24 protein-coding genes are annotated in these 23,018 nt (G+C 66.5%); 18 read left to right on the forward strand and 6 right to left on the reverse strand.

All coding sequences use genetic code 11. The annotated features are described in order from the left end of the window. The 5 genes from IB227_RS00005 to IB227_RS00025 all read left to right on the forward strand — a co-directional run. Positions 1–377 (forward strand): DUF2345 domain-containing protein (locus tag IB227_RS00005; protein ID WP_192285594.1); only part of this gene is annotated, 377 nt, incomplete at its 5' end. Positions 378–380: 3 nt separating this feature from the next. After that, positions 381–2,003: a hypothetical protein gene (locus tag IB227_RS00010; protein ID WP_192285596.1), complete on the forward strand. Its 1,623-nt coding sequence runs from the start codon at positions 381–383 to the stop codon at positions 2,001–2,003. 115 nt (positions 2,004–2,118) lie between these two features. Further along, on the forward strand, positions 2,119–3,003 hold the full coding sequence (locus IB227_RS00015) for a T6SS immunity protein Tli4 family protein (RefSeq protein WP_192285598.1): 885 nt from the start codon (positions 2,119–2,121) through the stop codon (positions 3,001–3,003). A gap of 203 nt (positions 3,004–3,206) precedes the next feature. Beyond that, the gene (locus tag IB227_RS00020) at positions 3,207–3,623 is read left to right on the forward strand and encodes a hypothetical protein (protein WP_132865972.1); all 417 of its coding nucleotides are present in this window, start codon (positions 3,207–3,209) and stop codon (positions 3,621–3,623) included. 169 nt (positions 3,624–3,792) lie between these two features. Continuing rightward, complete coding sequence (locus IB227_RS00025; protein WP_132865973.1) at positions 3,793–4,155, forward strand: roadblock/LC7 domain-containing protein; 363 nt, start codon at positions 3,793–3,795, stop codon at positions 4,153–4,155. A gap of 130 nt (positions 4,156–4,285) precedes the next feature. Here IB227_RS00025 and IB227_RS00030 read toward each other — a convergent pair whose 3' ends face one another. Then, complete coding sequence (locus tag IB227_RS00030) at positions 4,286–4,594, reverse strand: hypothetical protein (RefSeq protein ID WP_192285600.1); 309 nt, start codon at positions 4,592–4,594, stop codon at positions 4,286–4,288. 97 nt (positions 4,595–4,691) lie between these two features. Between IB227_RS00030 and IB227_RS00035 the strand changes: the two genes are divergently transcribed. Continuing rightward, positions 4,692–6,371: an EAL domain-containing protein gene (locus IB227_RS00035; protein ID WP_225591648.1), complete on the forward strand. Its 1,680-nt coding sequence runs from the start codon at positions 4,692–4,694 to the stop codon at positions 6,369–6,371. A 27-nt stretch (positions 6,372–6,398) separates the two neighbouring features. On the opposite strand, the gene IB227_RS00040 is transcribed toward IB227_RS00035, so the two are convergent. After that, complete coding sequence (locus IB227_RS00040) at positions 6,399–6,692, reverse strand: hypothetical protein (RefSeq protein WP_192285604.1); 294 nt, start codon at positions 6,690–6,692, stop codon at positions 6,399–6,401. Between the two features lie 268 nt (positions 6,693–6,960). Between IB227_RS00040 and lexA the strand changes: the two genes are divergently transcribed. The 5 genes from lexA (at position 6,961) to IB227_RS00065 (ending at position 13,216) form a co-directional block, all read left to right on the forward strand. After that, positions 6,961–7,563, forward strand: coding sequence for a transcriptional repressor LexA (gene lexA, locus IB227_RS00045; RefSeq protein WP_192285606.1), 603 nt, complete (start codon positions 6,961–6,963; stop codon positions 7,561–7,563). Between the two features lie 3 nt (positions 7,564–7,566). Continuing rightward, positions 7,567–8,181: a translesion DNA synthesis-associated protein ImuA gene (gene imuA / locus IB227_RS00050; RefSeq protein ID WP_192285608.1), complete on the forward strand. Its 615-nt coding sequence runs from the start codon at positions 7,567–7,569 to the stop codon at positions 8,179–8,181. A 9-nt stretch (positions 8,182–8,190) separates the two neighbouring features. Then, the gene (locus IB227_RS00055; protein WP_192285610.1) at positions 8,191–9,609 is read left to right on the forward strand and encodes a DNA polymerase Y family protein; all 1,419 of its coding nucleotides are present in this window, start codon (positions 8,191–8,193) and stop codon (positions 9,607–9,609) included. Next, the gene (locus tag IB227_RS00060; protein WP_192285612.1) at positions 9,606–12,863 is read left to right on the forward strand and encodes an error-prone DNA polymerase; all 3,258 of its coding nucleotides are present in this window, start codon (positions 9,606–9,608) and stop codon (positions 12,861–12,863) included. Before IB227_RS00055 ends, IB227_RS00060 begins: the two co-directional genes overlap by 4 nt. Positions 12,864–12,949: 86 nt before the next feature. Then, on the forward strand, positions 12,950–13,216 hold the full coding sequence (locus tag IB227_RS00065) for a hypothetical protein (RefSeq protein ID WP_132865979.1): 267 nt from the start codon (positions 12,950–12,952) through the stop codon (positions 13,214–13,216). Between the two features lie 27 nt (positions 13,217–13,243). Here the strand turns inward: IB227_RS00065 and IB227_RS00070 are convergent, their stop codons facing one another. Then, positions 13,244–13,657, reverse strand: a complete 414-nt coding sequence (locus tag IB227_RS00070; RefSeq protein ID WP_192285614.1) for a helix-turn-helix domain-containing protein — start codon at positions 13,655–13,657, stop codon at positions 13,244–13,246. A 119-nt stretch (positions 13,658–13,776) separates the two neighbouring features. Here IB227_RS00070 and IB227_RS00075 point away from each other — a divergent pair, with 119 nt between their 5' ends. Beyond that, positions 13,777–14,655 (forward strand): NmrA family NAD(P)-binding protein, encoded by an 879-nt coding sequence (locus IB227_RS00075; protein WP_192285616.1) that lies wholly within the window; start codon positions 13,777–13,779, stop codon positions 14,653–14,655. Between the two features lie 92 nt (positions 14,656–14,747). Here IB227_RS00075 and IB227_RS00080 read toward each other — a convergent pair whose 3' ends face one another. Together IB227_RS00080 and fdhD are read right to left on the reverse strand one after the other, a co-directional pair. Next, positions 14,748–17,024 (reverse strand): FdhF/YdeP family oxidoreductase, encoded by a 2,277-nt coding sequence (locus IB227_RS00080; protein WP_192285618.1) that lies wholly within the window; start codon positions 17,022–17,024, stop codon positions 14,748–14,750. A gap of 331 nt (positions 17,025–17,355) precedes the next feature. After that, positions 17,356–18,216: a formate dehydrogenase accessory sulfurtransferase FdhD gene (gene fdhD / locus IB227_RS00085; protein WP_192285620.1), complete on the reverse strand. Its 861-nt coding sequence runs from the start codon at positions 18,214–18,216 to the stop codon at positions 17,356–17,358. Positions 18,217–18,348: 132 nt separating this feature from the next. Here fdhD and IB227_RS00090 point away from each other — a divergent pair, with 132 nt between their 5' ends. Further along, positions 18,349–18,588: a hypothetical protein gene (locus IB227_RS00090; protein ID WP_192285622.1), complete on the forward strand. Its 240-nt coding sequence runs from the start codon at positions 18,349–18,351 to the stop codon at positions 18,586–18,588. Next, entirely contained in the window at positions 18,585–18,914 is a 330-nt protein-coding gene (locus IB227_RS00095) for a hypothetical protein (protein WP_192285624.1), read from the forward strand. The genes IB227_RS00090 and IB227_RS00095 overlap by 4 nt, the downstream gene beginning before the upstream one ends. Here IB227_RS00095 and IB227_RS00100 read toward each other — a convergent pair. Then, a complete protein-coding gene (locus IB227_RS00100; protein ID WP_192285626.1) occupies positions 18,908–19,312 on the reverse strand; it encodes a ribonucleotide reductase subunit alpha in 405 nt (134 codons plus the stop codon). The genes IB227_RS00095 and IB227_RS00100 overlap by 7 nt on opposite strands. 186 nt (positions 19,313–19,498) lie before the next feature. Between IB227_RS00100 and moaA the strand changes: the two genes are divergently transcribed. Genes moaA through IB227_RS00120 form a run of 4 tightly spaced genes read left to right on the forward strand, consistent with a single transcriptional unit; the run spans position 19,499 to position 23,017 of the window. Beyond that, positions 19,499–20,479 carry a GTP 3',8-cyclase MoaA gene (moaA, locus tag IB227_RS00105; RefSeq protein ID WP_192285628.1) on the forward strand — a complete coding sequence of 327 codons (981 nt, stop codon included), beginning with the start codon at positions 19,499–19,501 and terminating at the stop codon, positions 20,477–20,479. A gap of 8 nt (positions 20,480–20,487) precedes the next feature. Then, a complete protein-coding gene (gene moaCB, locus IB227_RS00110; RefSeq protein WP_192287224.1) occupies positions 20,488–21,507 on the forward strand; it encodes a bifunctional molybdenum cofactor biosynthesis protein MoaC/MoaB in 1,020 nt (339 codons plus the stop codon). Beyond that, positions 21,504–22,760, forward strand: coding sequence for a gephyrin-like molybdotransferase Glp (gene glp / locus IB227_RS00115; protein ID WP_192285630.1), 1,257 nt, complete (start codon positions 21,504–21,506; stop codon positions 22,758–22,760). Before moaCB ends, glp begins: the two co-directional genes overlap by 4 nt. Continuing rightward, positions 22,757–23,017, forward strand: a complete 261-nt coding sequence (locus IB227_RS00120) for a MoaD/ThiS family protein (protein WP_192285632.1) — start codon at positions 22,757–22,759, stop codon at positions 23,015–23,017. Before glp ends, IB227_RS00120 begins: the two co-directional genes overlap by 4 nt. The last annotated feature ends 1 nt before the right edge of the window (position 23,018 follow it).

Genomic DNA, 23,018 nt, shown 5'->3' on the forward strand with positions numbered 1-23,018 from the left:
GTGCGCAGGGCGTGGTGGAGCTGGCGGCCGGCAAGACGATCCACATCGCCACCGCCGGTGGTGCGAGCGTGACGATCGAGGGCGGCAACATCAGCTTCAACTGCCCGGGAAAGATCACCGTGCATGCGAGCAGGAAGCGGTTCGTGGGGCCGACGCACCTGTCCACCGAAATGAACAGCTGGCCCAACGCGCAGTTTGACGATCTCTATGTCGTGCGCCATCGCGCGACCGGGGAGCCCATGGCCAATACGCGCGTGGAGATCACCCGCAGTGACGGTGGGCGCAGCGAGCTGGTCACCGATGCGCAGGGACGCCTGCCGCGGCAACGTGGGCAGGGCATCGATGAAGTGGTCATCAAGATCCTGGGGAAGGCGTGACGCATGGATGAGAAAGGCGAAGTACTGCTGCCGACCGGCGACTGGGATGCCGACGGACGCCCGGTCGCGCGCGCACGCCTGACCGCGTTGAAGGACCAGCGCGAAAAAGTGGTCGAGGCCGACACCGATGCGGTGATCCCGGTGATCTTCGTGCCCGGCATCATGGGGACCAACCTGAAGTCCACGATCACCGGTGACCCGGTGTGGCGGCCGCCCAATACCGACGGCGTGGGCGCGATCCTGGGGGCGCTGGGGCAGATGGTCGTGTTCCTGTTCCGGGGCGCGGCTACCCGGCAACGCTTGTTGAACCCGTTGACGTCCGAGGTGGACGAGCGCGGTTCCCTGGACGCGGAGGGCACCATCCCCGAAGCGCTGGCGCGTGAACGCGGATGGGGCTCGCTGATGCGCTCGGCCTACAACCCGGTGATGGCCGAGATGCACCGCAAGCTCAACGACCTGATGTCCGCCGGCAAGCTGCAGCCGTGGTGGAGCGGCGATGGCGTACGCGCGCCGGCCGAGTACGGCGAGCAGAACGGGATGAGCGCGGCATTGACGCCGGAGCAGTGCAAGAAGGCCGCGCACTATCGCTTCGAGGTCTGGTCTGGCGGCTACAACTGGCTGCAGAGCAATCGCCTGTCTGCCCGCGACATGATTGCCCGCATCGACCAGGTGATCCTGCCGTACTACGCCAAGCGCGGCGTCCGTGCCAAGAAGGTGGTGCTGGTGACGCACTCGATGGGCGGGTTGGTATCGCGTGCGATTTCGCGGCTGGAGAACTACGGCAACCTGCTGGGGATCTCGCATGGCGTGATGCCGGCGACCGGCGCCGCCGCGACCTATCACCATTGCCGCGCGGGCTATACCGGCGTCTCCAGCATCATCCTGGGCCGCAATGCAGGGGAAGTGATCGCGATCCTGGCGCAGGCGCCGGGTGGCCTGGAACTGCTGCCGGCCGCCGACTACAACCAGGGCAAGCCATGGTTGCAGCTGGGCGACAACGGGGCGCGGATCCCGTTCAACGGTGACCCGTACAAGGAGATCTACCTCAACACGAAATGGTACGGGCTGGTCCCGGAGGGCAATACCGAGCTGCTCGACCCTTCCGCGCCGACCGCGGAAGCGGCGTCGGCACGCGAGGAGGAGGATGGCCCGACGTTGTCGGCGCGCACCTCGTTCCAGATCAACATCGAAGGCGTGCAGTTCTTCCACAAGGACATCAGCCGCAAGTACCACGCGCCCAGTTACGTGCACTACGGCGACGATGCAAAGCAGCTGAGCTGGGGGGAGTTGCATTGGAGCGGGGGCAGCATGATGAGTGCCGACGGCATGGAGACGGTGTCGGACAACCGCAACGGGAAGGTCAAGCTCAAGGGTCCAGGCGGCCAGATCAAACTGGAGATCGCCGACCCGGCGGACCCCGGTGACGGCACGGTGCCGGCCTGTTCAGGTGCCGCCCCGAAAATCGATGTGCTGGCGTGTTTCCGGCAAGGCAGTCTCGGTACCGGCGAGTACGCGAAAAAGGGAAAGAAGGGCTATGACCACCAAGGCAGCTACAACGATGAACGCACGCGATGGGCAACCCTGTACGCCGCGGTGCGATTGGCGCAGGGCGCGGACTGGGCCTGAGCGGGTGACGATGGCCTCGGGATGGCCGGCACTGCGCGCCCTGCTGGCGTTGACGGTATTGGCCCTTGGCGCCGCGGGTGTTGCCTGTGCGGCGCCGCTACAACGGGAAAGCGATATGAAGACATTGTGCATTGGACGATTCCTGCTGGATGTCCCGGCCGGTACCACGGTCAACCCTGGCTACGTGTATGCGAAGAAGAAGGTGGAGACCGCCACCGGCGTTTCGACCGAACGGTTCCGGCAGCAGGTTGCCGCGCGCGAGGCCGCGTTGGCGGCCGCGTCGCATCGGCTGGGCGGCAGCATGTCGGTGAGCCAGACCCGCATCGACGAGGATGCGGTGCTGCTGACCTCCTGGGTGAGCGACACCAGCAAGGCCGGCCATCGGCAGGAACTGTATGTGCTGGACCGTGCGCATGGCGTGCGCTACCTGGTCAGCGGCGAGACCGATGCGGCCAAACTGCCGGCCGCCATCGAGAACTATCGCGCCCTGCGCCCGCGCATCAGTTACCGCGATCCCGCCACCATCCCGACCGCCGCCGGGTTCTGCATCGACTCGGGCTTCATCGCGGGCAACCGCATCAACAGCGAGGAGATGACCATCGGCCTGCGTCCACGCGCTTATCCGGGCGCCCGGATGACGCTGATGTCGTACGTGACCGGGCGGCCGGACCGCCCGCTGTTGCAGCGTAGTAGCGACCTGCCACCCGAGTACGCCGCCGCCCAGGCGAAGATGCGCAACCTGCGCCGCGGTGAGCGCGACGTGGGGCCGATCCAAGGGCAGGAGATCCTTGCCCATGCCGAGGAGGGCGGCAAACGCATGTACGCGTTCCTGTGGGAATCGCAGGGGCGCGCGGAGTCGTTGCAGTTCCCGTTCCTCTCGCTGCAGTTGTTGACCGAGGAGCAGGCTGCGCCGGCCGCCGCCTTTGGCAACGATGCCGAGGCACTGGCGGCCTGGGACCAGGTGCTGGGCAGCCTGCGGTTGCGCCCGGGCGCGATCTGACGTGCCTGCCGCGACCGGGCTGCATCGCCGCCATCTGTCCTATCGATTGATGGCGTCGATCATGCAGGCGCTACAGGCTTCTCCCTTGCAATGGCGGCGGGTGTTCGTGGGGGAGCACGCCCCCTGATTTGTGATCTGCGTGGACAGTTCTCTTCACATTCCGTTTGCTAGATTTGCCTCGGGGAAACCAGCAAGATCACGGGATGTTCAAGTACGCGGTACGAGTGGATGCCAGCCAGGGAAAAGTGAAGGTGGCGCTGGTTGACTGGCCGGAAGTTTCCGTTGCCGCCCGCCGTGATCCGCTCATCGAGCTCAAGGGTGCGCTGTTGGCGGAGATCGCCCGCTGCGTGCGCTCCAAGCTGCCCATCCGTGTTCCCAAGGCCCGGCCTTCGCCTTCCTTCTTCGTGCGGCTCTCGCCCGGCGAGGCCCTCAAGGTGATGGTCATCAACGAGATGTTTGCCAGCGGGCGCGATTTCAGGGCGGCGGCCGCCAGCCTGGACCTGCCCGAACGCGTCATCAAGCAGGCATTGGACTTGGGCCAGCCCACGGATGTCGAACTGCTCAACCGCATCCTGGCCGTGGTGGGCAAGCGCCTGCTGGCCTATACCGTCGCCTGCTGAGGTATTGCCATCGCCGTTGCGTGTGATCGAAATAGAGCATGCGCGACGGTTTGCGATCATCCGTGAGTGAAGCCCGTTCCCCTGCGCTCCTAGACTCCGCCCCAATCGCTTGCGCGGCCGGCCTGCCGGCGTGCGAGCGGGTCACCATGGAGTCGAAAAGGATCAAGCGATGGCTGGAAACGTGAAGCTGGACAAGTTGAGCGAGTTGGAGGGTTTTGTGGGTGCTGCGCTGGTGGACAGCGGCAGCGGCATGGCCCTGGGCCTGCTCGGGGGCGGTTCGTTGAACATGGAGATCGCCGCTGCCGGCAACGCCGAAGTGGTGCGCGCCAAGCGTCGTGCCGCTGCTTCGCTGGGGCTGACCGACACCATTGACGATGTCCTGATCACCCTGGCCAAGCAGTACCACCTGCTGCGCCCGCTGGAGAGCAACCAGGACCTGTTCCTGTACGTGGTACTGGACCGCTCCCGCGCCAACCTGGCGCTGGCACGCCACGCACTGAAGTCGTTCGAACAGACGCTCGACTTCAAGTAAGCAAAGCGTGTCACCGACCGCTTTGGGCGGTCACCACTGCAGCGCTCGTCCTGGGGACTGCTGCAGACCACGCCAGGCAGCGGCTTGCTGCCTGGCGACCGCCACGGCCCGGTTCCCCGGGCCGTTTTCGTCAGGGCAGGCGCCGGGACGGAGTAAGCCACCCGGGGGCTGTTCGCAGGATCCGCTCACACTGCTCGATGGCCCCGACATGGCTTTGGACCCGGTGGAGCAGGGCATCAACCGATGCGGCCACCGCCCCCGCATCGGGCAACCCGTCGGCGGCCGACAGCACCCGGCCGGCCAGCAGGCCGACCCGCTGAAGGTGGAAAGACCGCTCGGCGTGTGACATGCCATAGGCATGGGCGATCAGCTCGGAGGCCGAGTCCTCAAGCGCTGCGCGCAGCTCTGCAAATCCCATCACAGCCCCCTGAATCTGCAACGGATGTCACGGTTTTGGCCAGTATGCGCCTGACGGCAGGCCGAGCGTCAAGGGGCTTTTGCGGCCAGTTGCCGGAGGCCTGGCGGACGTGGCGTCGATGGGGCGCCGGCCAGGCCCGGGGCTGAAACGGCCCTTCCCCCATGGAGGTGAATGGCGGGTGTATCGTAATGACGGTTTGCCCAAGGGAGAGGGCATGCCGACATTGCGAGGGTGCATGAGAAAACGATCGGTAATGTTCAGCGCAGTGCTTCTGGCAATCACCGCAGGCATGCTCCCCCTGCTTGGCGTGTCGAAGCTGCTGCAGGCGCAGTCACTGAGGGCGCAGGAACAATACGTTGGCAATGCAGCTGCCTGGACCGCATCACGCGTGGAACGCACGCTGGATGATGCCAGGCAGGCGTTGTCGCGTGCGCAGCGCATCGACCGGACCGACTGTTCGCTCGCGCACCGCAAGATGATGGGGCAGGTGGCCGCGGACTCGCGCAGCATCGAGGACGTGGGCTTCTTCAGGAACTCGGAACTGGTCTGCTCGCGGCTGGGCAGCATTGATCCGCCGGTGCCGGCGCATCCGTCCGACCTTGATATCGGCGGTGGCAACTGGCTGTCCTACGCCGAGCGTCCGGTCCTGTTCAAGGGCAGCCCGCGCGTCGAGATCCGGCGCGGGGACTATGGCGTGCTCATCACGCCGGGGCGGCTCACCGACCTGGTCGCGGACAAGGGCACGGTGTACGGGGTGGCCAGCCGCCAGGGGCGCGTGCTGGAATCCTCCACGCAGGTTGACCCGCAGCTCGTGCAGGCGCTGCTGGTCGGAGGCCATTCGCCGCGCGCCGACCAGTTCGTCTTTGCCGCGCGCCCGGTTTCGGGCCTGGTCGCGTTCGCGCTTGTCGAGAAGGGTGCGCACGAAGCATCGCTGCTGCTGGACTGGCGCTACACCGTGCTCATCGGTGGCGTCATCTCAGCCATGCTGCTGGGCCTGATCCTGTGCGTGTGGCGGCAGCAGCCCTCGCCGGAAAAAGCCCTGAAGCGGGCGATCAGGAACCGCGAACTGGTGGTGCATTACCAGCCGATCATGGATCTTACGACCGGCCGTTGCCGGGGGGCCGAGGCGCTCGTGCGCTGGCCGCAGCCGGATGGCCGGATCGCCTTGCCCGGCGAGTTCCTGCCCCTGGCCGAAGCCAAGGGCCTGACTTCGGCGCTGACGGAACTGGTGATCGAAACCGCGCTGGAGGAAATGGGGGCCTTCTTCCGTGCACATGGCGAGCTGCATGTCAGCCTCAACATCCCCGCCGATGACATGGAGACGGCGTGCTTCCTGCCCCGGCTTTCCCAGGCGGTGAGCCGGGCAGGCGTGGACCCATCGCAGGTCTGGCTGGAGATCACCGAGCACGGTTTCATGAATGCCTCCGCTGCCGCGGTGGCGATCCGGAAGGTGCGCGCCGCGGGCCACCGCGTGGTGATCGACGATTTCGGTACCGGCTATTCAAGCCTGTCGCTGCTTGAGGGGCTGTCGCTGGATGCGCTGAAGATCGACAAGTCCTTCGTCAAGGCTATCGACCAGGAGGCCGCCCAGAGCATCGTGGTCAACCACATCATCAGCATGGCACACCAGTTGAATCTGGCGATGGTGGCCGAAGGCGTGGAGACCGAGGCGCAGGCGCGTTACCTCATGGAAGCCGGCGTCCAATACGCGCAGGGCTGGTTGTATGCCAAGGCGTTGCCTGCCGATGCCTTCAAGGCCTTCGTCCAGGGCCGGCAGGGTGGAACGGTGGATGGGTAACGCAGCGGCGGCGCAACGATGCGGTGATCAATCGCGGCAGGTGTGCCGGTTGCCGAGGTAATGGCGCGCGGTGCGCTCGCGGATGTTCTCGCACTGCTCCACGGCGTTGACCATGCTGTTGGCGCGGTGGATGGTGCCGTCCAGCGCGCACAGGATCTTGACCTCATCGGCCCGTCCCTGCACCAGCTGGGCAATCTGGCCGGCGATCAGGCAGAGCTCGCGCATCATATGCTTGCGTTCGCCATCGCGCAGGGCGAAGGCGTAGACGACGATTTCCTGGGCCAGGCTGTCAAAACTGGCCTGTAGGTTTTCGTAACTCATAAAGCATCCAACGCCGTGGCTGCCTGTCAGAAGTTAGGAATGTTCCCGTCGGGATGGCCCTTACACAATGCGGGTTAGGCCCGACGCCCTGTAAGTTTATTCCTACAGATGCTGCAGTCTGGTTTCCGGCAGATGGCGTTGATGGGGCCATGGACAGTGGCGCGCGTGAGGTGAATGGGCGCGGGGAGACCGCTTGCCGGCGACGTGCCTGTCAGGTTTTGTAATCCGTTATTGGCAGTTGAATGCCTTTGGTGTACATATGTACACCATGTCAGAATTGTCCTCCCAACGTGCAGCGGTACTGGCCTTCCTGCGCGAGCGGGTGGGCCAGGGCGCGCCGCCCAGCCTGGCCGAGATCGCGGCCCATTGCGGGTTTGCCTCGCGCACTGCCGCGCAGAAGCATGTGCAGGCGCTGGCCGAGGCCGGGCTGATCGAGCTGCGCAGCGGGCAGAAGCGGGGCATCCGCATCCCCGGGGCCGAGCCGCAGGCCGTGCTGAACCTGCCGGTGCTGGGCCGGGTGGCGGCCGGCCAGCCGATCGGGCCGGACATCGGTCTGGAGCGGCAACTGCGGCTGGACCGTGGCCTGTTCGCGCGGCGCCCGGACTACCTGCTGCAGGTGCAGGGCGATTCGATGATCGACGACGGCATCCTGGACGGTGACCTGGTGGGGGTGCAGCGCAGCGGCGAGGCACGCAACGGCCAGATCGTGGTGGCGCGCCTGGACGATGAAATCACCATCAAGCGGCTGGAGCGGGGGGGCGATGGGATCCGCCTGTTGCCGCGCAACCCGGCACATGCGCCGATCGTGGTGGCGGCCGATGCCGACTTCGCCATCGAAGGCATCTACTGCGGCCTGATCAGGCAGGGTTGAACAATGGGCGAAGTACTGGCCCTGGACGAACTGATGGCGGCACGCACGGTATGGCGGGCCAGCCGTGGCAGTGCGCTCAACCATGAGGGCGAGGCCACCGGCCACGCCCCGCTGGACGCGGTGTTGCCCACCGGTGGCTGGCCGCGCAAGGCACTGACGGAACTGCTGCTGCCAGCCGATGGCATGGGCGAGATCGCGTTGCTGCTGCCGACGCTGGCGCGGATGACGCAGGCCGGCAACCGGGTGGTGCTGGTGGCGCCTCCATACATTCCCTATGCGCCGGCGTGGCAGTCCGGTGGCGTGGCGCTGGCCGGGCTGGAGGTGGTGGACGCCGAGCCGCGCGATGCGCTGTGGGCGTTCGAGCAATGCCTGCGCAGCGGTGCCTGTGCGGCGGTGCTGGGGTGGCCGAAGACCGCCGATGCGCGGGCGATGCGACGCCTGCAGGTGGCGGCCGACAGTGGCGATTGCTGTGGTTTTGCATTGCGTGATCGACGCCATGCGGTGAATGCCTCGCCGGCCGCGCTGCGGCTGGAATACCTGCCGGCGCAGGATGCCTGGCAGGTGCGCAAATGCCGCGGCGGACAGGTGCCGTCGCAGCCCCTGCGACTGGTGCAGTGAGCGCACGCCATGCTCTGGGCCTGCATTCTGCTGCCGCAACTGGCGCTGGACGCTGTCCTGCGCCGCCTGCCGGATCCGGAACTGCCGCTGGCGCTGGTGGATGGCCCGGCGCAGCTGCGTCGCCTGTACGCGGTCAACGACAGCGCCGCCCAGCATGGGCTGGCGCCGGGCATGCGGCTGTCGGCGGCGCATGCGTTGCTGGCCCAGGTACGCACGCTGGACTTCGATCCCAAGGCCGAGGCGCATTGGCATCGCTTCCTGGCGGCGTGGGCATACCGGCACAGTTCGCTGGTGAGCCAGCAGTGGTCGCACGCGATCGTGCTGGAGGTGAAGGCCAGCTTCCAGTTGTTCGGGCCGTGGCCGCGCTTCGAGCGGCGCCTGCGCAAGGAGCTGGATACCTTGGGCTTCCGTCACCGCATTGCGTTGGCACCCACCCCGCGTGCGGCGCGGGTATTGGTGGGCCTGCGCGATGGCATGGCGGTTACCCAGTTGGCTGCGTTGCAGGGCCTGCTGGACAAAGTGCCGGTGCGGCGTGCGGCCTTGCCCGGTGATGCCGGTGAGCGCCTGCATCGCATGGGCGTGCGTACCCTGGCCGCATTGCGCGGGCTGCCCAGCGAAGGCGTGCGTCGCCGCTTCGGTGGCGAGGTGCTGGAGCACCTGCGCCGCTTGTATGGCGAAGCCGATGACCCATTGAGCTGCTACGCGCCGCCGGACCATTTCGATTCACGCCTGGAACTGGGCTATGAGGTGGAAACGCATACAGCTCTGCTGTTCCCGCTGCGGCGGTTGATCGGCGACCTGTGTACCTATCTGTCCATCCGCGACGGCGGCGTGCAGCGCTTCCTGTTGCGGCTGGAGCACGAGGAAGGTCATACCGACGTGGAGGTCGGCCTGCTGGCCGCCGAGCGTTCGCCGTCGATGCTGTTCGAGCTGTCGCGCAACCGCCTGGAGCGGGTGGAGATCCCGCGCCCGGTGGTGGGCATGCGCTTGTTGGCGCGACAGCTGCCGCCGTTCATCCCGGCCGCGCGTGACCTGTTCGATACCCGCCCGCAGCAGGCGATGGATTGGCCGCACCTGCGCGAGCGGTTGCGGGCGCGCCTGGGGGACGAGGCGGTGTATCGGCTGGCGGCCGGCGACGACCCGCGCCCGGAACGGGCGTGGAAAAAGGTCAGCGGTGATGCAGCGGTGGAGACGACCGCACCGCAGCGCCCACCGCGCCCGACCTGGTTGTTGCCCGAACCGGTGCCGCTGCGGGACGGGCGGGTGCGCATCCTGTCCGGGCCGGAGCGTCTGGAAAGTGGCTGGTGGGACGGTGACGATGCGCGCCGCGATTACTACGTGGTCGAGACCGTGCAGGGGCAGCGCGCCTGGGTCTTCGCCGCGCCGGGCGAACAGCAGGGCTGGATGCTGCAGGGCTGGTTCGCATGAGCCGGGATGACCTGCCGCCGGGTGTGCAGCCGGACACACCGGGCGCACGCGCGCCGCGCAACTGGCGTGTCAGCCAGCGTCTGGCCGCTGCCGCCAACGACGATGTGGCACATCACGCGGCCGATGGCAGCCCGGCCTATGCCGAGCTGCATTGCCTGTCCGACTTCTCGTTCCTGCGCGGCGCCTCCAGTGCCGAAAAGCTGTTCGAGCGGGCGCGGGAATGTGGCTACAGCGCGCTGGCCATCACCGACGAGTGTTCGTTGGCCGGCATCGTGCGGGGCTGGGAAGCGGCAAAAGCGACCGGCGTTCGCCTGATCGTCGGCAGTGAGTTCACGCTGGCCGATGGCCTGAAGCTGGTGCTGCTGGTGGAGAACGGGGCCGGTTACCGGCAGCTGTGCAGCCTGATCACGGATGGACGGCGTTCGGCAGGCAAGGGGGAGTACCGGCTCGGGCGGGCCGACGTGGAGCGCGTGCTGCAGGACCAGCCGCCCGGCTTGTTCGCGCTGTGGTTGCCGGCCGTCGAGCCCGAAGCGGACGAGGGCAGGTGGTTGAAAGCGGTGTTCGGTGCGCGTGCCTTCCTGGCGGTGGAGCTGCACCGCGAATGGAATGACGCCGAGCGGTTGGCCGCGTTGCTGGCGTTGGCCCGCTCGACCGGGTTGGTGCCGCTGGCCAGTGGCGATGTGCATATGGCGCGCCGTCGCGACCGCATCGTGCAGGACACGCTGACCGCCATCCGTCACAACGTTGTATTGGCCGAGGCCGGCGCGCACCTGTTCCGAAATGGCGAGCGCCACCTGCGCGCCCGGCGCACCTTGGGCAACATCTATCCGGCGGCGTTATTGCAGGCCACGGTGGCGCTGGTCGAGCGTTGCCAGTTTGAACTCAAGCGCGACACGCACTACCAGTACCCGGCCGAGCTGGTGCCGGCGGGGCATACGCCGGCCAGTTACCTGCGTGCGCTGACCGAAGAGGGCATCGCCGAGCGTTGGAACGAGACCAAGCCGCTGCCGCCGAAAGTGCGCGATGACATCGAGAAAGAACTGGAACTGATCGCCGAGCTCAAGTACGAGCCGTTCTTCCTGACCGTGCACGACATCGTTCGCTTCGCGCGCGACCGCAACATCCTGTGCCAGGGACGGGGTTCGTCGGCCAATTCGGCGGTCTGCTATGCGCTGGGCATCACCGCCGTGGATCCCAGCGAGAACCGGTTGTTGATCTCGCGCTTCCTGTCCAAGGCGCGCGACGAGCCGCCGGACATCGACGTGGACTTCGAGCACGAGCGGCGCGAGGAGGTGCTGCAGTATGTCTACCGCAAATATGGACGTGCCCGCGCCGCGTTGGCGGCCACGGTCATCAGCTACCGCGGCAAGAGCGCGGTGCGCGACGTGGCGCGCGTGTTCGGCCTGCCGCCGGACCAGATCAGCCTGCTCTCCAACTGCTATGGCTGGGGCAACGGCGAGACCCCGATGGAGCAGCGCATCACCGAGGCCGGCTTTGACCTGGAGAATCCGCTGATCGCCAAGGTGCTGCACGTGACCGAGATGCTGCGCGACCACCCGCGGCATCTGTCACAGCACGTGGGCGGCTTCGTGATCTCCGACAGTGCACTGTCCAGCGTGGTGCCGGTGGAGAACGCGGCCATGGCCGACCGCACCATCATCCAGTGGGACAAGGACGACCTGGAGAGCATGGCCCTGCTCAAGGTCGACTGCCTGGCGCTGGGCATGCTGACTTGCCTGCGCAAGACGCTGGACCTGGTGCGCGAACACCGGGGGCGCGACTTCGACCTGGCCAGCATTCCCGCCGAAGACCCGGCCACCTACGCGATGATCCAGCGCGCCGACACCATCGGTGTGTTCCAGATCGAATCGCGCGCGCAGATGGCGATGCTGCCGCGGCTGAAGCCCAGGACCTTCTACGACCTGGTGATCGAAGTGGCGATCGTGCGCCCGGGGCCGATCCAAGGCGACATGGTCCACCCCTACCTGCGCCGGCGGCAGGGCCTGGAGCCGGTGACGTATCCATCCGAAGGGGTGAAGGACATCCTCGGCAAGACGCTGGGCATCCCGTTGTTCCAGGAGCAGGTGATGGAACTGGTGATGCATGCCGGCTACTCCGCCGACGAAGCCGATGGGCTGCGCCGTTCGATGGCGGCCTGGCGACGCGGCGGTGACATGGAGCCGCATCGCAAACGCATCCGTGAGCTGATGGAGGACAAGGGTTACTCATCAGCGTTCATCGACCAGATCTTCGAGCAGATCAAGGGCTTTGGTTCCTACGGCTTCCCGCAGAGCCACGCTGCGTCGTTCGCCAAGCTGGTGTACGCCAGTTGCTGGCTCAAGCGGCACGAGCCGGCCGCGTTCGCCTGCGGGCTGCTGAATTCGCAGCCGATGGGGTTCTATTCGGCCAGCCAGATCGTGCAGGACGCCCGTCGTGGCAACGCCGCGCGCGAAGGCATTCAGGTGCTGCCGGTGGACGTGATGTGCAGCGACTGGGACAACCTGCTGCAGGGCGGACGAGCGTGGCGCAGCGATGCCGATCCGGGCGCCCAGCCGGCGTTGCGGCTGGGCCTGCGCCAGGTGGCCGGGTTGTCCGAGGCCGCCGCGCGGGCGCTGATGGAGGCACGGCGGCAACGGCCGTTCAACAGCGTGGCTGATCTGTGCCAGCGTGCCGGGTTGGATGGAAAGGCGCGCGAGGCGCTGGCCGAGGCCGGTGCGCTGCAGTCGCTGGTGGGCAACCGCAATGCGGCGCGCTGGGCGGTGGCCGGCATCGAGCGCAGCCGGCCGCTGCTGCCGGGCAGTCCGGAGGAGCGGCCGGTGGAACTGCATGCACCGGAAACCGGCGAGGAGATCCTGTCCGACTACAACAGCACCGGCCTGACCCTGCGCCAACACCCGATGGCGTTGTTGCGTGCGGAGATGACGCGGCGGCGCATCGCCGGGCTGGATGCGCTGCGCCAGCGCTCGCATGGCAGCGGTGTGCATGTGGCGGGGCTGGTGACGCAGCGGCAGCGCCCGGGCACGGCCAAGGGCACCATCTTCGTCACGCTGGAAGATGAGTGCGGGATGATCAATGTGATCGTCTGGCCGCATGTAGCGTTGCGCCGGCGCCGCGCGTTGCTGGAGTCACGCCTGATGGCGGTGCGTGGGCGCTGGGAAAAGGTGGATGGCGTGGAACACCTGATTGCCGGTGACCTGTACGACCTGAGCGAACTGCTCGGGGAGCTGCAGGTGGAATCGCGGGACTTCCATTGAGCAGGCGCGGCCTTGGTCGCTCCTGTTGGGCTGGTTATTTGTGATGCGTGACTTTAAGGTGCGCGGGTCGCTGGAGAAATGAAGCAATGCAGGACGAGAACACCCCACAAGCCGATGCCCCGCGCAAGCGTGGCCGTCCCAAGATCTACAGCGAACCGCTGACCCAGGCCGAACGTGCCCGTCGTTATCGGGCCAAGCGCGCCAACGATTTCAGCCCGCCGGCGGAGATGCGTGATGCCACGTTGATCGATGCGGTGCGCTGGGGCATTAACCAGAAGCATGCGTCGCTGGACCTGTACCTGGAGGAGTTGGTGCGCCGCTTCCACAGCAAGGGTGCCGACGCCCTGAAGTAGGTGCCGCCGCACCATGGGCGCGCCGGGTCAGTCCGGCGGGGATCCCTGCGATGCCTGCTGGATGCGCGCCAGGTTCACCTCGAACCAGTCGGCCAGGGCCGCCACATGCGTGGCCACTTCCTCGCCCAATCCGGTAAGGCTGTACTCCACCCGCGGCGGGACCACGGCATGGGCGGTCCTGCGCACGAAACCATCTGCTTCCAGGCGCTTGAGCGTCTGCACCAGCATCTTCTCGCTGATGCCATTGGTCATGCGGCGCAGCTCTGCGTAGCGCTGCGTGCCCTCGCGCAGGGCAATAAGGCACAGTACGCCCCACAGGCTGGTGACATGCGCGAAAGCTTCGCGTGATTGGCAATTGTCCTGGCCCGTGAACAGGTCACCGCGACGCACGCGGTCGGACAGTGTCGGTGCCGGATCGGGTTGAGGTTGCTGACTGCTCATTGCACTTACCGAACGGTGCGTACTTCCAACCGGGACAGGCACTCAATATTCTCCCGGGCCTTCCGATCGTCAAGTCATCCAACCGGATGCACGACGGCGCACTTCCTGGAGAACATGCAATGACCATCCTTGTCACCGGCAGCACCGGTCACACCGGGCGTGAAGTGGTACGGCTGCTGGCCGGGCGCGGCGCCGACGTGCGGGCGCTGACCCGCTCTCCCGCCGCAGCGGGGTTCCCGCCGGGCGTTGCCGCGGTGCAGGGGGAGCTGGCCGATGTGGCGGGCATGCGCACCGCGCTGGCCGGCATCTCCACGCTGTTCCTGCTGGCGCCCAATGTTGGTGATGAGCTGCAGCAGACGCTGACGGTGCTGAACCTCGCACGGGAGGCAGGCGTGCGCGGCGTGGTCTACCTGTCGGTCTACCAGTGCGAGCTGCATCCGCAGGTGCCTCACTTCGCCTGCAAGGTGGCGGCGGAACGGATGATCGAGGCCACCGGCATGGCGGCGAGCATTCTGCGTCCGGCCTTCTTCATGCAGAACGACCTGTCGTTGAAGGATGCACTGGAGGCGGGGTGCTATCCGCATCCGGTCGGGCACCGAGGCATGGCATACGTGGACACCCGTGACATCGCCCAGGTCGCCGCCGATGAACTGCTGCGCCGCGAGCATGCAGCGGGTGCACTGCCGTTGGTCCGTCATGACCTGGTCGGGCCGGACAACCTCACCGCCAGCGACCTCTGCGCCGGATGGGGCAGGGCACTGGGCCACGACATCGCCTATGCGGGTGATGACCTGGTGGGCTTCGAGCGGGAGCTGGCAGGCCACGTGCCGGCCGGCTTTGCGCATGACCTGCGGATGATGTTCCAGGGGTTCCAGCAGCAGGGTTCGCCGGCCACCCCGCAGACCGTCGCCCGGATGACGGCGCTGTTGGGCAGGCCGCCGCGCAGCCATGCCGCTTTCGCCGCCGAGGCGGCGGCGCGCTGGCGCCCGGCCAATTGAATCCGTCGCCGGCGGCGGGCAGCGACAGGGCAGGAAGGAGGCGTGGAAGCCGATGCTTCCGGGCATCCCCAGCCCACAGGCGGTGAACAGGGCTATGCCAAGGTGACGTGCACTGGCACCGATTTGTAGGAAGGTGTTCCACTCGTCGGGTCAATGTAGTTCAGCGGGATCAGGCAGTTCCCTTCAGGGTAGTAGGTCGCCACGGAGCCCCTGGAGATCCTGTAACTGATGGCGATCACGTTCTCCAGGACCCGGTCCCCCTCGTTGTCCAGTGCCGTCCGCACCCGGACCTGGTCGCCCTGCTGGATGCCGCGGTCATGCATGTCTTCTTCGTTCATGAAGACCACGTCACGCCGGCCAAAGACACCACGGTAGCGATCATCCAGGCCGTAGATCGTGGTGTTGTACTGGTCGTGGCTACGCAGGGTGGCCAGCTTCAGGACTGCCTCGTCCGACGCCACGGGGTCCTCGGCCACGCCGGAGAACCGGAGAAACTCCGCCTTGCCGGAGGCCGTGGGCCAGATGCGCTCAGTGGGGGGCAGCGGTAGGCGGAAGCCGCCGGGAATCCGGATCCTGGCGTTGTAGTCCGAGAAATCCGGGAACACCGCTTCGATGGCGTCACGTATCAGGTCGTAATCGGCCACCAGGTCCATCCACTGCACACGGCTTGACGGCAAGGTTGCAGCGGCCATGCACGCAACAATCGCAGGCTCGGAGCGGAGCTCTTCGGAGGCCGGTTTCAGCTTTCCACGTGACGCATGCACCATCGACATGGAGTCTTCCACCGTGACGGCCTGGGGCCCCGTGTCCTGAATGTCCTGCTCGGTTCGACCCAGGCAGGGCAGGATGAAGGCATGCTTGCCCACCAGCAGGTGACTGCGGTTGAGCTTCGTGGCGATGTGGACGGACAGCTCCAGCTTGCGCATGCCCGCGAAGCAGGCCTCCGCGTCGGGCAGTGCCACCCCCAGATTGCCGCCGAGGCAGATGAGCACGCGCGAGCGGCCATCAATGATGGCCTGCATGGCGGCAACGGCATCATGGCCATGCGCGCCGGGAGCACGGAACCCGAACCGTCGTTCGATCCGGTCGATCATCTCGGCGCTGGGTTTCTCGGTGATGCCGACGCTGCGATCTCCCTGGACATTCGAGTGGCCGCGCAACGGGCAGATGCCCGCGCCGGGCTTTCCGATATTGCCCCGGAGGAGTAGAAGGTTGGCAATCTGCTGGACGTTGCCGGTGCCGGTGCTGTGCTGGGTGACGCCCATGCCATAGGTGACGATGGTCGCGTTGGACTTGGCGTAGGCTTGCGCGACCTTGCGCAGGTCCTCCTCGGACAAGCCGGATTCAGACACGATGCCCTGCCAGGAGGTCGCACGCAGATCCTCGGAAAAAGCATCGAAGCCATTGGTATGGCGTTGGATGAATTCACGGTCCAGGATGCCGGCCGCTTTCCCTTGTTCGGCCTCCATCTCGAGCAGCGCCTTCATGATGCCCTTCAGGGCGGCGGCGTCCCCGCCAATCCGTGGCTGCAGGTAGGACGAAGCAATTTCCGTCGCACCAAAGGTCGCCATCTCCAGCGCGTCCTGTGGATCGGCGAAACGCTCGAGCGCACGTTCGCGCAGGGGGTTGAGGACGATGATGGGGGCGCCGCGCCGTGCGACTTCGTGAAGCGTTCCCATCATGCGGGGATGATTGGTTCCGGGGTTGTGGCCGATCGCGATGATGAGCTCGCACGTGTCGAAGTCATCCAGCGAGACGGTTCCCTTGCCAATCCCGATCGACTTCGGCAGGCCGACGCTCGTTGCCTCGTGGCACATGTTGGAGCAATCGGGGAAATTGTTCGTCCCGTACTCCCGGGCGAAGATCTGGTAGAGGAACGCGGCCTCGTTGGAGGCCCGACCGGAGGTATAGAACTCGACCATGTTGGGGTCGGGCTGCTCACGCAGGATCTGCCCGATGCGGTTGAACGCCTCGTCCCAGCCGATGGCTTCGTAGATGTCTTTCTCGGCGTTGTAGGCCATCGGGCTGGTCAGGCGGCCCTGGTCTTCCAGCTGGTAATCCGACCATTCCAGCAACGCCGAAACAGTGTTGGATGCGAAGAAGTCCGGCGTGACCCGTTTCCGGGTCGCTTCCCAGGTGACGGCCTTTGCGCCGTTCTCGCAGAACTGGAAGGTTGAGGTGTGCTTGCGGTCCGGCCACGCGCATCCCGGGCAATCGAATCCCTCGGGCTTGTTGGTCCGGTACAGCGTGGCTGCAGCCTCCGGGGCTGCCATCTGCTCACTGATCGCTTTGGCAGTTGCCCTGAGTGCTCCCCAGCCACCTGCCGGCGCATCGTACTTGCGGATGCCGGGGATGTCCTTCTCGGTCATGACGATGCCTCACTTGTCCAGGTACATCGAAGGAGGGTTGGCCGGGTGGAACGGCTGGTGGTGGCGCCTTCAGCTGGCATGATCCGCCCGGCGCAACTGCAGCGGCGACCGGATTGCGTTGCTGCCCAGACGCCTGCCGAGACCAGCGCCCGGGGCCATCAAAAAGGAACGACCCCATCCAGTGGCGTGCGGCCCCCTCGGCATGGCGGCAACATTGAACGCCGGATTGTTGATTCCATGTGAGTTTCCGCACGGGGGCATCCGGTCCTTTCCCCCCGGGGCTCGGCGCCCACAATGCCGACGTCAGGCCCGATGGCGCGTTCGCCAATGTTCAGCAAAGGGGAGTGTCCGTCTCGAAGCCGAGCAGTCTTTCGGGGTGTGCGTACACATTGAATCCGTCCTGACGGGCAAAGCCGACCAGGCAGATGCCTGCTGCCTTGGCCAGATCGATGGCAAGGGCTGTCGGCGCAGAAACGGCAGCGACAATGGCCATCCCTGCGTGCGCCGCCTTGCTCACCATTTCATAGCTGGCCCGGCTGGAGATCAGAACAAGGCCCGCCTCTGTCGAGAGGGACTGGCGGTGCATCGCGCCGGCGAGCTTGTCCAGCGCGTTGTGTCGTCCGACATCCTCGCGAACAAGGACGATTCGACCGTTGCGATCCACCCATGCCGCGGCATGGGTCGAGCCGGCCAGCGTGTTCAGGGGTTGCATCCTGCCAAGCGAAGCCAAGGCGAATCGCAGGGAGGCGACCGGGTATGTCGCGGGACTTTCCAGCGGCGGGGGCATGCGCATCACATCCTCCAGCTGTCGGGCCCCGCATAGCCCGCAGCCACTGCGCCCCGGCAATCCCCGTGCCGCGGCAGGCGGCAGCGAGGTGACCGGTGCAGTGTGCGATACTCGCATGTACAGCTCGATGCCCTCGATGCAGGGCCTGACTTCCACGCCGAGTAATTCCGAGGCGTGTTGAATCAGGCCTTCGCTCATCGAAAAGCCCAGCGCAAAGTCTTCCAGGTCCGCGGGCGTGGCCATCATGACCGAGAACGCAACGCCGTTGTAGCGCATTGCAACCGGGACTTCCTCGGCAATACGGTCAATCACCGTGCTTCGTTCGCCAGCACGCCAGCGGAGCGTCGGCCGACCCACGATTCCCGGGAGCAGGTCATCAGCAGGAGCGGGGTCGGATTCGGACATCGGGGCAGCGACCTGGCGGATTGGCTAAACGCTGTGGAGACCGGGCAGTGGCTCGTTGGCCGGAGGATAGCTCAGAAATCTGGCCGGTCCGTATGGTGGGGCTGTCAATTCCGGAGGCGGTGGGGCAGGCCGATGTCGCTGCGGGTGGACAGCCGATGGACAGGCATCTCTGTCGGCGGCGGTCTCGAGCCGGGGCTCCATGGCATTGCCATATCCGGCGACTGTGCCAGCATCGGTGGCCAGGCCATGTTCACGCCGTTCTGCCTGGCGACGACGGAATCGTGGCTGCATGCCATTGAAGTTGACGCTGCCGGTGTTCAGGCGCAAGCTCGCCGCACATGCATTGGTTCCATCCAGCAGGAGGACTCATGACTGTCGCAAGCCCGCTGCCGGCGTCGGGCGGCCATCCATCCCCTTCGCCACTGGGCCGTGTGTTCTGGCTGTTGGGCGTGATTCCAAGCAACCTGCTGTGGGCAGTGGCCCTGTGGGCCCTGGCCCAGGGAATGACCCCGTTGATGCTGGGCATCTTTGGGGTGCTGCTGGTGTACACCGGCTGGATCATCCCGACCGTTTGGCGTGCCGCTCCTTCCGCGCACAACCCCAGCTATGGCGTGGCCGCACGCGGCCTGACCGTGGCCTGGGGGCTGAACACCGTGCTGGTGATCTTCTTCCTGACCCTGCAGCAGGTTGCTCAGTAGAACTGGACCGGGTTGCCGTCGCGGTCGAAGGCCGCGAACCGGCTGATCTGGCCGTCATTGATGGCATTGACCATCAGCTGTAACGGTTGACTGGCTTCATCACTGGAAGGAGGGATGCCTGCGCGCCCGTCCAGTGCGGCGACGAAGACCAGGTCCCATGCGATGCCGGTCGTATTGGATTCGGTTGCCAGGGCCGCGAAGGACGTCAGTTCATGCGGGGCCTTGTCCACGCACAGTACCGGGGACAGGGTTCCGCCTTCACCGTTGCCGTGCCGCTGGTGCTGGTCCGAGGTGGGTGATTCGGGCAAGTCCGCGCGCACGAAGACGAACAACAGACGCTGGGGTTGCTGCTGCTGGGCCGCCGCGTGCAGCAGGCCATCAAAGTCGTTGAGCATCATGGTTGTGCCAGGTGGCATGGGGCAGTGCCGGCATGCTGCCACAGCGCAGGACAGTCCGGCAGGGCAGGGATTGATTTAAGTCATGTCACCGGCGGGTTGTCCCCCGTAGGCTGGCAGCCAGTTGATGCGATGAGGGCGCACCGGGTTGCCGGGTGAACAAGCGTGGAGTCACGAGGTGGAACAGCCATGAGCCAACTCACCGATGGCTTCGGTCGCAGTTTTCCCTATCTGCGCCTGTCGCTTACCGAGGCCTGCAACTTTCGTTGCAGCTATTGCCTGCCTGACGGGTACCAGGCTGATGGCCGGCCGCAGTTCCTGGCGGTGGAGGAGATCGGGCGGCTGGTCCGGGCGTTTGCCGCGCTGGGCATGTACAAGATCCGACTGACCGGTGGCGAACCCAGCCTGCGCAAGGACCTGGAGCAGGTGATCCAGACCGTCGCGCGCGTGCCGGGCATCGACAAGGTGGCCATCACCACCAATGGTTGCCTGCTGCCGCGCCGCCTGCCCGGCTGGCATCGCGCCGGCCTGACGGCCCTGAATGTCAGCATGGACAGCCTGCGCCGCGAGCGGTTCCATGCCATCACCGGCCATGACCGCCTCCCGGAGGTACTGGAGGGCATCGCGTTGGCCCAGCAGCTGGGGCTGCAGTCGATCAAGCTCAACGCCGTGCTGTTGCGGGGACGCAACGACGACGAACTGCCGCAATGGATGGAATTCCTGCGTGAGCGGCCGGTGAGCGTGCGATTCATCGAACTGATGCGTACCGGCGACAACCGGGCGTACTTCGAACGCCACCATCTGGATGCCGATGTGGTCATCGAACAGCTGCACGCGGCCGGCTGGCAGCAGCGTCCACGCGCGGCCGATGCCGGCCCGGCGCGCGAGTTCACCCATCCTGATTACCGCGGCAGCTTCGGCATCATCGCCCCGTACTCGCGCGACTTCTGCAAGGGTTGCAACCGCCTGCGGGTCACCGCGCGCGGTGACCTTCGCTTGTGCTTGTTTGGTGATTTCGGCATTGCGTTGCGACCTTTGCTGCAGTCCGACGATGACCACGACGCACTGCTTGCACGCATTACCACCCAGCTCGGCCTGAAGGCCGCCGGGCATGGGTTGCACCAGGGCCTGACCGGGCTCACCCCGCACCTGGCTTCCATTGGAGGATGAACAACACGATGAGTGGCGCGATGAATGCAGCCTTCCATATGGCCGATGTCCGCGACAAGCGCATCACCCGGCGCCGGGCCGTGGCGGTGGGGGAGTTGTTTGCCGGCCCGGTGGCGTACCCCTTGATCGTCGAACGCCGCTTGCCCAAGGGGGACGCGCTGATGATGGCGGAAATCGCCGGCCTGCAGGGCGCAAAGATGGCATCGGCGTTGATGCCGTTGTGCCATCCGCTGCCGCTTGAGCTGGTGCACGTGTACTGCGCGGCGGTGCCGGAGCGGCAGGCGATCCGCGTGTGGTGCGAATGCGCCAGCGAGGCCCGTACCGGTGTGGAAATGGAAGCGCTGGCGGGCGTGAATGCCGCGCTGCTCACCCTGTATGACCTGAGCAAGCCGGTGGAGCCGGCGTTGGAGATCGGCAGCATCCGCCTCCTGTTCAAGGAGGGCGGGAAGCGCGGGTTGTGGTTGCATCCGCAGGGCATGGATGACGAGGAGCGTGAACGCTTCAAGCCGCGCCCGCCGCGCGGCTTGCAGGGGGCACGCTGCGCGGTGCTCACCTTGAGCGACCGCGCCAGCCAGGGCACGTACGCCGACCAGTCTGGCCCCTTGCTGGTCGAAGGGTTGAAGGCGATGGGCGGCGTGGTCGACGCGGCGCAGGTGCTTGCTGATGGCATCGAGCCGCTTGCAGGCACCTTGCAGGCCCTGGCCGATTCGGGCGTGCGGGTTTGCCTGTGCACCGGCGGCACCGGATTGGGGCCGCGCGATCTCACACCGGAGGCCTTGCAGGCGGTGGGTGGGCGGCGCGTGGAAGGCCTGGCGGAAATGGTGCGCAGCCTGAGCGCGCAGCACACGCCGTTGGCCTGGCTCAGCCGGGCCGATGTGGTGCAGGTCGGCGGCATGCTGGTGTTCGCACTGCCCGGCAGCCCGCGTGCGGTCGGCCAGTGCCTGGAGATCATCCGCCCGGTGCTGGGGCATGCGCTGGCGATGATGGACGGCCTCGGCCACGGCCAGCATCGCGAGGCGGACGCATGATCAGTTACGCCGACGCCTTGCAGCACTTGATGGACGCCGCCTGGCCGATGCCGGTCGAACGTGTCGACGTGGCGCATGCCGAAGGACGGGTGCTGGCCGAGGCGGTGGGCAGCGTGCAGGATCTCCCCCCCTTCGACAACTCCGCCATGGACGGCTTTGCGTTGCATGCCGATGGCGTGGAGATCGCCGCCGGCAGCAGCTTCACGGTTCAGGGATGGCAGGCCGCCGGTGATGCTGCGGTACAGGGAGGCAAGGGCGCCTGGGAGATCATGACCGGCGCGCACATGCCGGCCGGGTTGGACAGCGTGGTGCCGGTGGAGCAGGTGGAGGTGCTGGAAGCGCATCTGGACGGGCCGTTGCGCATCCGCTTGCGCGAGGCGGTCAGGCCGGGCCAGCACGTTCGCCTGAGAGGCCAGGACGTTGCACAGGGCGAGGTGGTGCTGCCGCAAGGCACGACGCTGGACGTCAATGCGGTCACCTTGCTGCATGCGCTTGGCATCACCACCGTGCAGGTCCACCGCCGCCCGCCGGTGGCGGTGATCACCACCGGCAAGGAACTGGTCAGTGATGGGGCACAGGCCCTGGAGCCAGGGCAGATCCGCGACAGCAATCGCCCTTATCTGGTCAGGCGCCTGCAGCAGGCCGGCGCGGATGTCGTGTGGCAGGGCGCGGTGGGGGACGAACCCGCTACGTTCCTGCAGGCCCTGGACCAGGCGACGGCCGCCGGTGCCCGCGTGCTGATCAGCACCGGCGCGGTGTCGCAGGGCAGGTATGACTTCATTCCCGATGCACTGCGTGGCCGTGGCGCGCGCATCGTCTTCCACAAGGTCGCCATACGGCCGGGCAAACCGTTGCTGTTCGCGCGGCTTGCCGATGGCGCGTTGTACTTCGGCCTGCCAGGCAACCCGATTTCCGCTGCGGTGGGGCAGCGCTTCTTCGTGGAGCCGGTGCTGCGGCGCATGCTCGCGATGGTGGACGAGCAGGCGTTGCAGCTGCCCCTGCAGGCGGACCTGCGCAAGCCGCCGGGGTTGCGGGTGCATCTGCGCGCCCAGATCGTGGCTGATGCCACGGGGAGCCTGTCGGTCAGGGTGCTTGCCGGGCAGGAATCCTTTCGTTTGAAAACCCAGCTCCACGCCAACGCCTGGGCGATCGTCGATGGCGCGGACGACGTTGTCCGCGCTGGGACACGCGTGAAGGTGCGGGGCCTGGGGCACCGCGATCCGGTGTGGTTGTCGATGCAGGAGATGTCATGAAGCAGATACAGGTGCAGTTGTTCGGCGCGTTCTCGGAACTGGACCCGAGCCGCGAGATCGTCGTACAGACTGAAGGCGAGCGGGTGGGCGACCTGCGCCGGGCGCTGCGTGCGTTGCTGGCCCGGCAATGGCCGCAGTTCAAGGCCGGGTTGCTCGACTATTCGGCGTTCGCCGATGAGCGCCAGGTGCTGCGGGACGGCGATCGCCTGCCCGAGGACGGGCGCGTGGCGATCCTGCCGCCAGTGAGCGGAGGCTGAC

The sequence above is a fragment of the Stenotrophomonas sp. STM01 genome (assembly GCF_014852135.1).
Lineage (GTDB): Bacteria > Pseudomonadota > Gammaproteobacteria > Xanthomonadales > Xanthomonadaceae > Stenotrophomonas > Stenotrophomonas capsici.

What these genes read in the sequence shown, in the direction of transcription:
- IB227_RS00010 (WP_192285596.1), top strand. Translation starts at nt 381, where the DNA reads ATGGATGAGAAAGGCGAAGTACTGCTGCCGACCGGCGACTGGGATGCC.
- IB227_RS00015 (WP_192285598.1), top strand. Translation starts at nt 2,119, where the DNA reads ATGAAGACATTGTGCATTGGACGATTCCTGCTGGATGTCCCGGCCGGT.
- IB227_RS00020 (WP_132865972.1), top strand. Translation starts at nt 3,207, where the DNA reads ATGTTCAAGTACGCGGTACGAGTGGATGCCAGCCAGGGAAAAGTGAAG.
- IB227_RS00025 (WP_132865973.1), top strand. Translation starts at nt 3,793, where the DNA reads ATGGCTGGAAACGTGAAGCTGGACAAGTTGAGCGAGTTGGAGGGTTTT.
- IB227_RS00035 (WP_225591648.1), top strand. Translation starts at nt 4,692, where the DNA reads ATGGGGCGCCGGCCAGGCCCGGGGCTGAAACGGCCCTTCCCCCATGGA.
- IB227_RS00040 (WP_192285604.1), bottom strand. Translation starts at nt 6,692, where the DNA reads ATGAGTTACGAAAACCTACAGGCCAGTTTTGACAGCCTGGCCCAGGAA.
- lexA (WP_192285606.1), top strand. Translation starts at nt 6,961, where the DNA reads ATGTCAGAATTGTCCTCCCAACGTGCAGCGGTACTGGCCTTCCTGCGC.
- imuA (WP_192285608.1), top strand. Translation starts at nt 7,567, where the DNA reads ATGGGCGAAGTACTGGCCCTGGACGAACTGATGGCGGCACGCACGGTA.
- IB227_RS00055 (WP_192285610.1), top strand. Translation starts at nt 8,191, where the DNA reads ATGCTCTGGGCCTGCATTCTGCTGCCGCAACTGGCGCTGGACGCTGTC.
- IB227_RS00060 (WP_192285612.1), top strand. Translation starts at nt 9,606, where the DNA reads ATGAGCCGGGATGACCTGCCGCCGGGTGTGCAGCCGGACACACCGGGC.
- IB227_RS00065 (WP_132865979.1), top strand. Translation starts at nt 12,950, where the DNA reads ATGCAGGACGAGAACACCCCACAAGCCGATGCCCCGCGCAAGCGTGGC.
- IB227_RS00070 (WP_192285614.1), bottom strand. Translation starts at nt 13,657, where the DNA reads ATGAGCAGTCAGCAACCTCAACCCGATCCGGCACCGACACTGTCCGAC.
- IB227_RS00075 (WP_192285616.1), top strand. Translation starts at nt 13,777, where the DNA reads ATGACCATCCTTGTCACCGGCAGCACCGGTCACACCGGGCGTGAAGTG.
- IB227_RS00080 (WP_192285618.1), bottom strand. Translation starts at nt 17,024, where the DNA reads ATGACCGAGAAGGACATCCCCGGCATCCGCAAGTACGATGCGCCGGCA.
- fdhD (WP_192285620.1), bottom strand. Translation starts at nt 18,216, where the DNA reads ATGTCCGAATCCGACCCCGCTCCTGCTGATGACCTGCTCCCGGGAATC.
- IB227_RS00090 (WP_192285622.1), top strand. Translation starts at nt 18,349, where the DNA reads ATGTCGCTGCGGGTGGACAGCCGATGGACAGGCATCTCTGTCGGCGGC.
- IB227_RS00095 (WP_192285624.1), top strand. Translation starts at nt 18,585, where the DNA reads ATGACTGTCGCAAGCCCGCTGCCGGCGTCGGGCGGCCATCCATCCCCT.
- IB227_RS00100 (WP_192285626.1), bottom strand. Translation starts at nt 19,312, where the DNA reads ATGATGCTCAACGACTTTGATGGCCTGCTGCACGCGGCGGCCCAGCAG.
- moaA (WP_192285628.1), top strand. Translation starts at nt 19,499, where the DNA reads ATGAGCCAACTCACCGATGGCTTCGGTCGCAGTTTTCCCTATCTGCGC.
- moaCB (WP_192287224.1), top strand. Translation starts at nt 20,488, where the DNA reads ATGAGTGGCGCGATGAATGCAGCCTTCCATATGGCCGATGTCCGCGAC.
- glp (WP_192285630.1), top strand. Translation starts at nt 21,504, where the DNA reads ATGATCAGTTACGCCGACGCCTTGCAGCACTTGATGGACGCCGCCTGG.
- IB227_RS00120 (WP_192285632.1), top strand. Translation starts at nt 22,757, where the DNA reads ATGAAGCAGATACAGGTGCAGTTGTTCGGCGCGTTCTCGGAACTGGAC.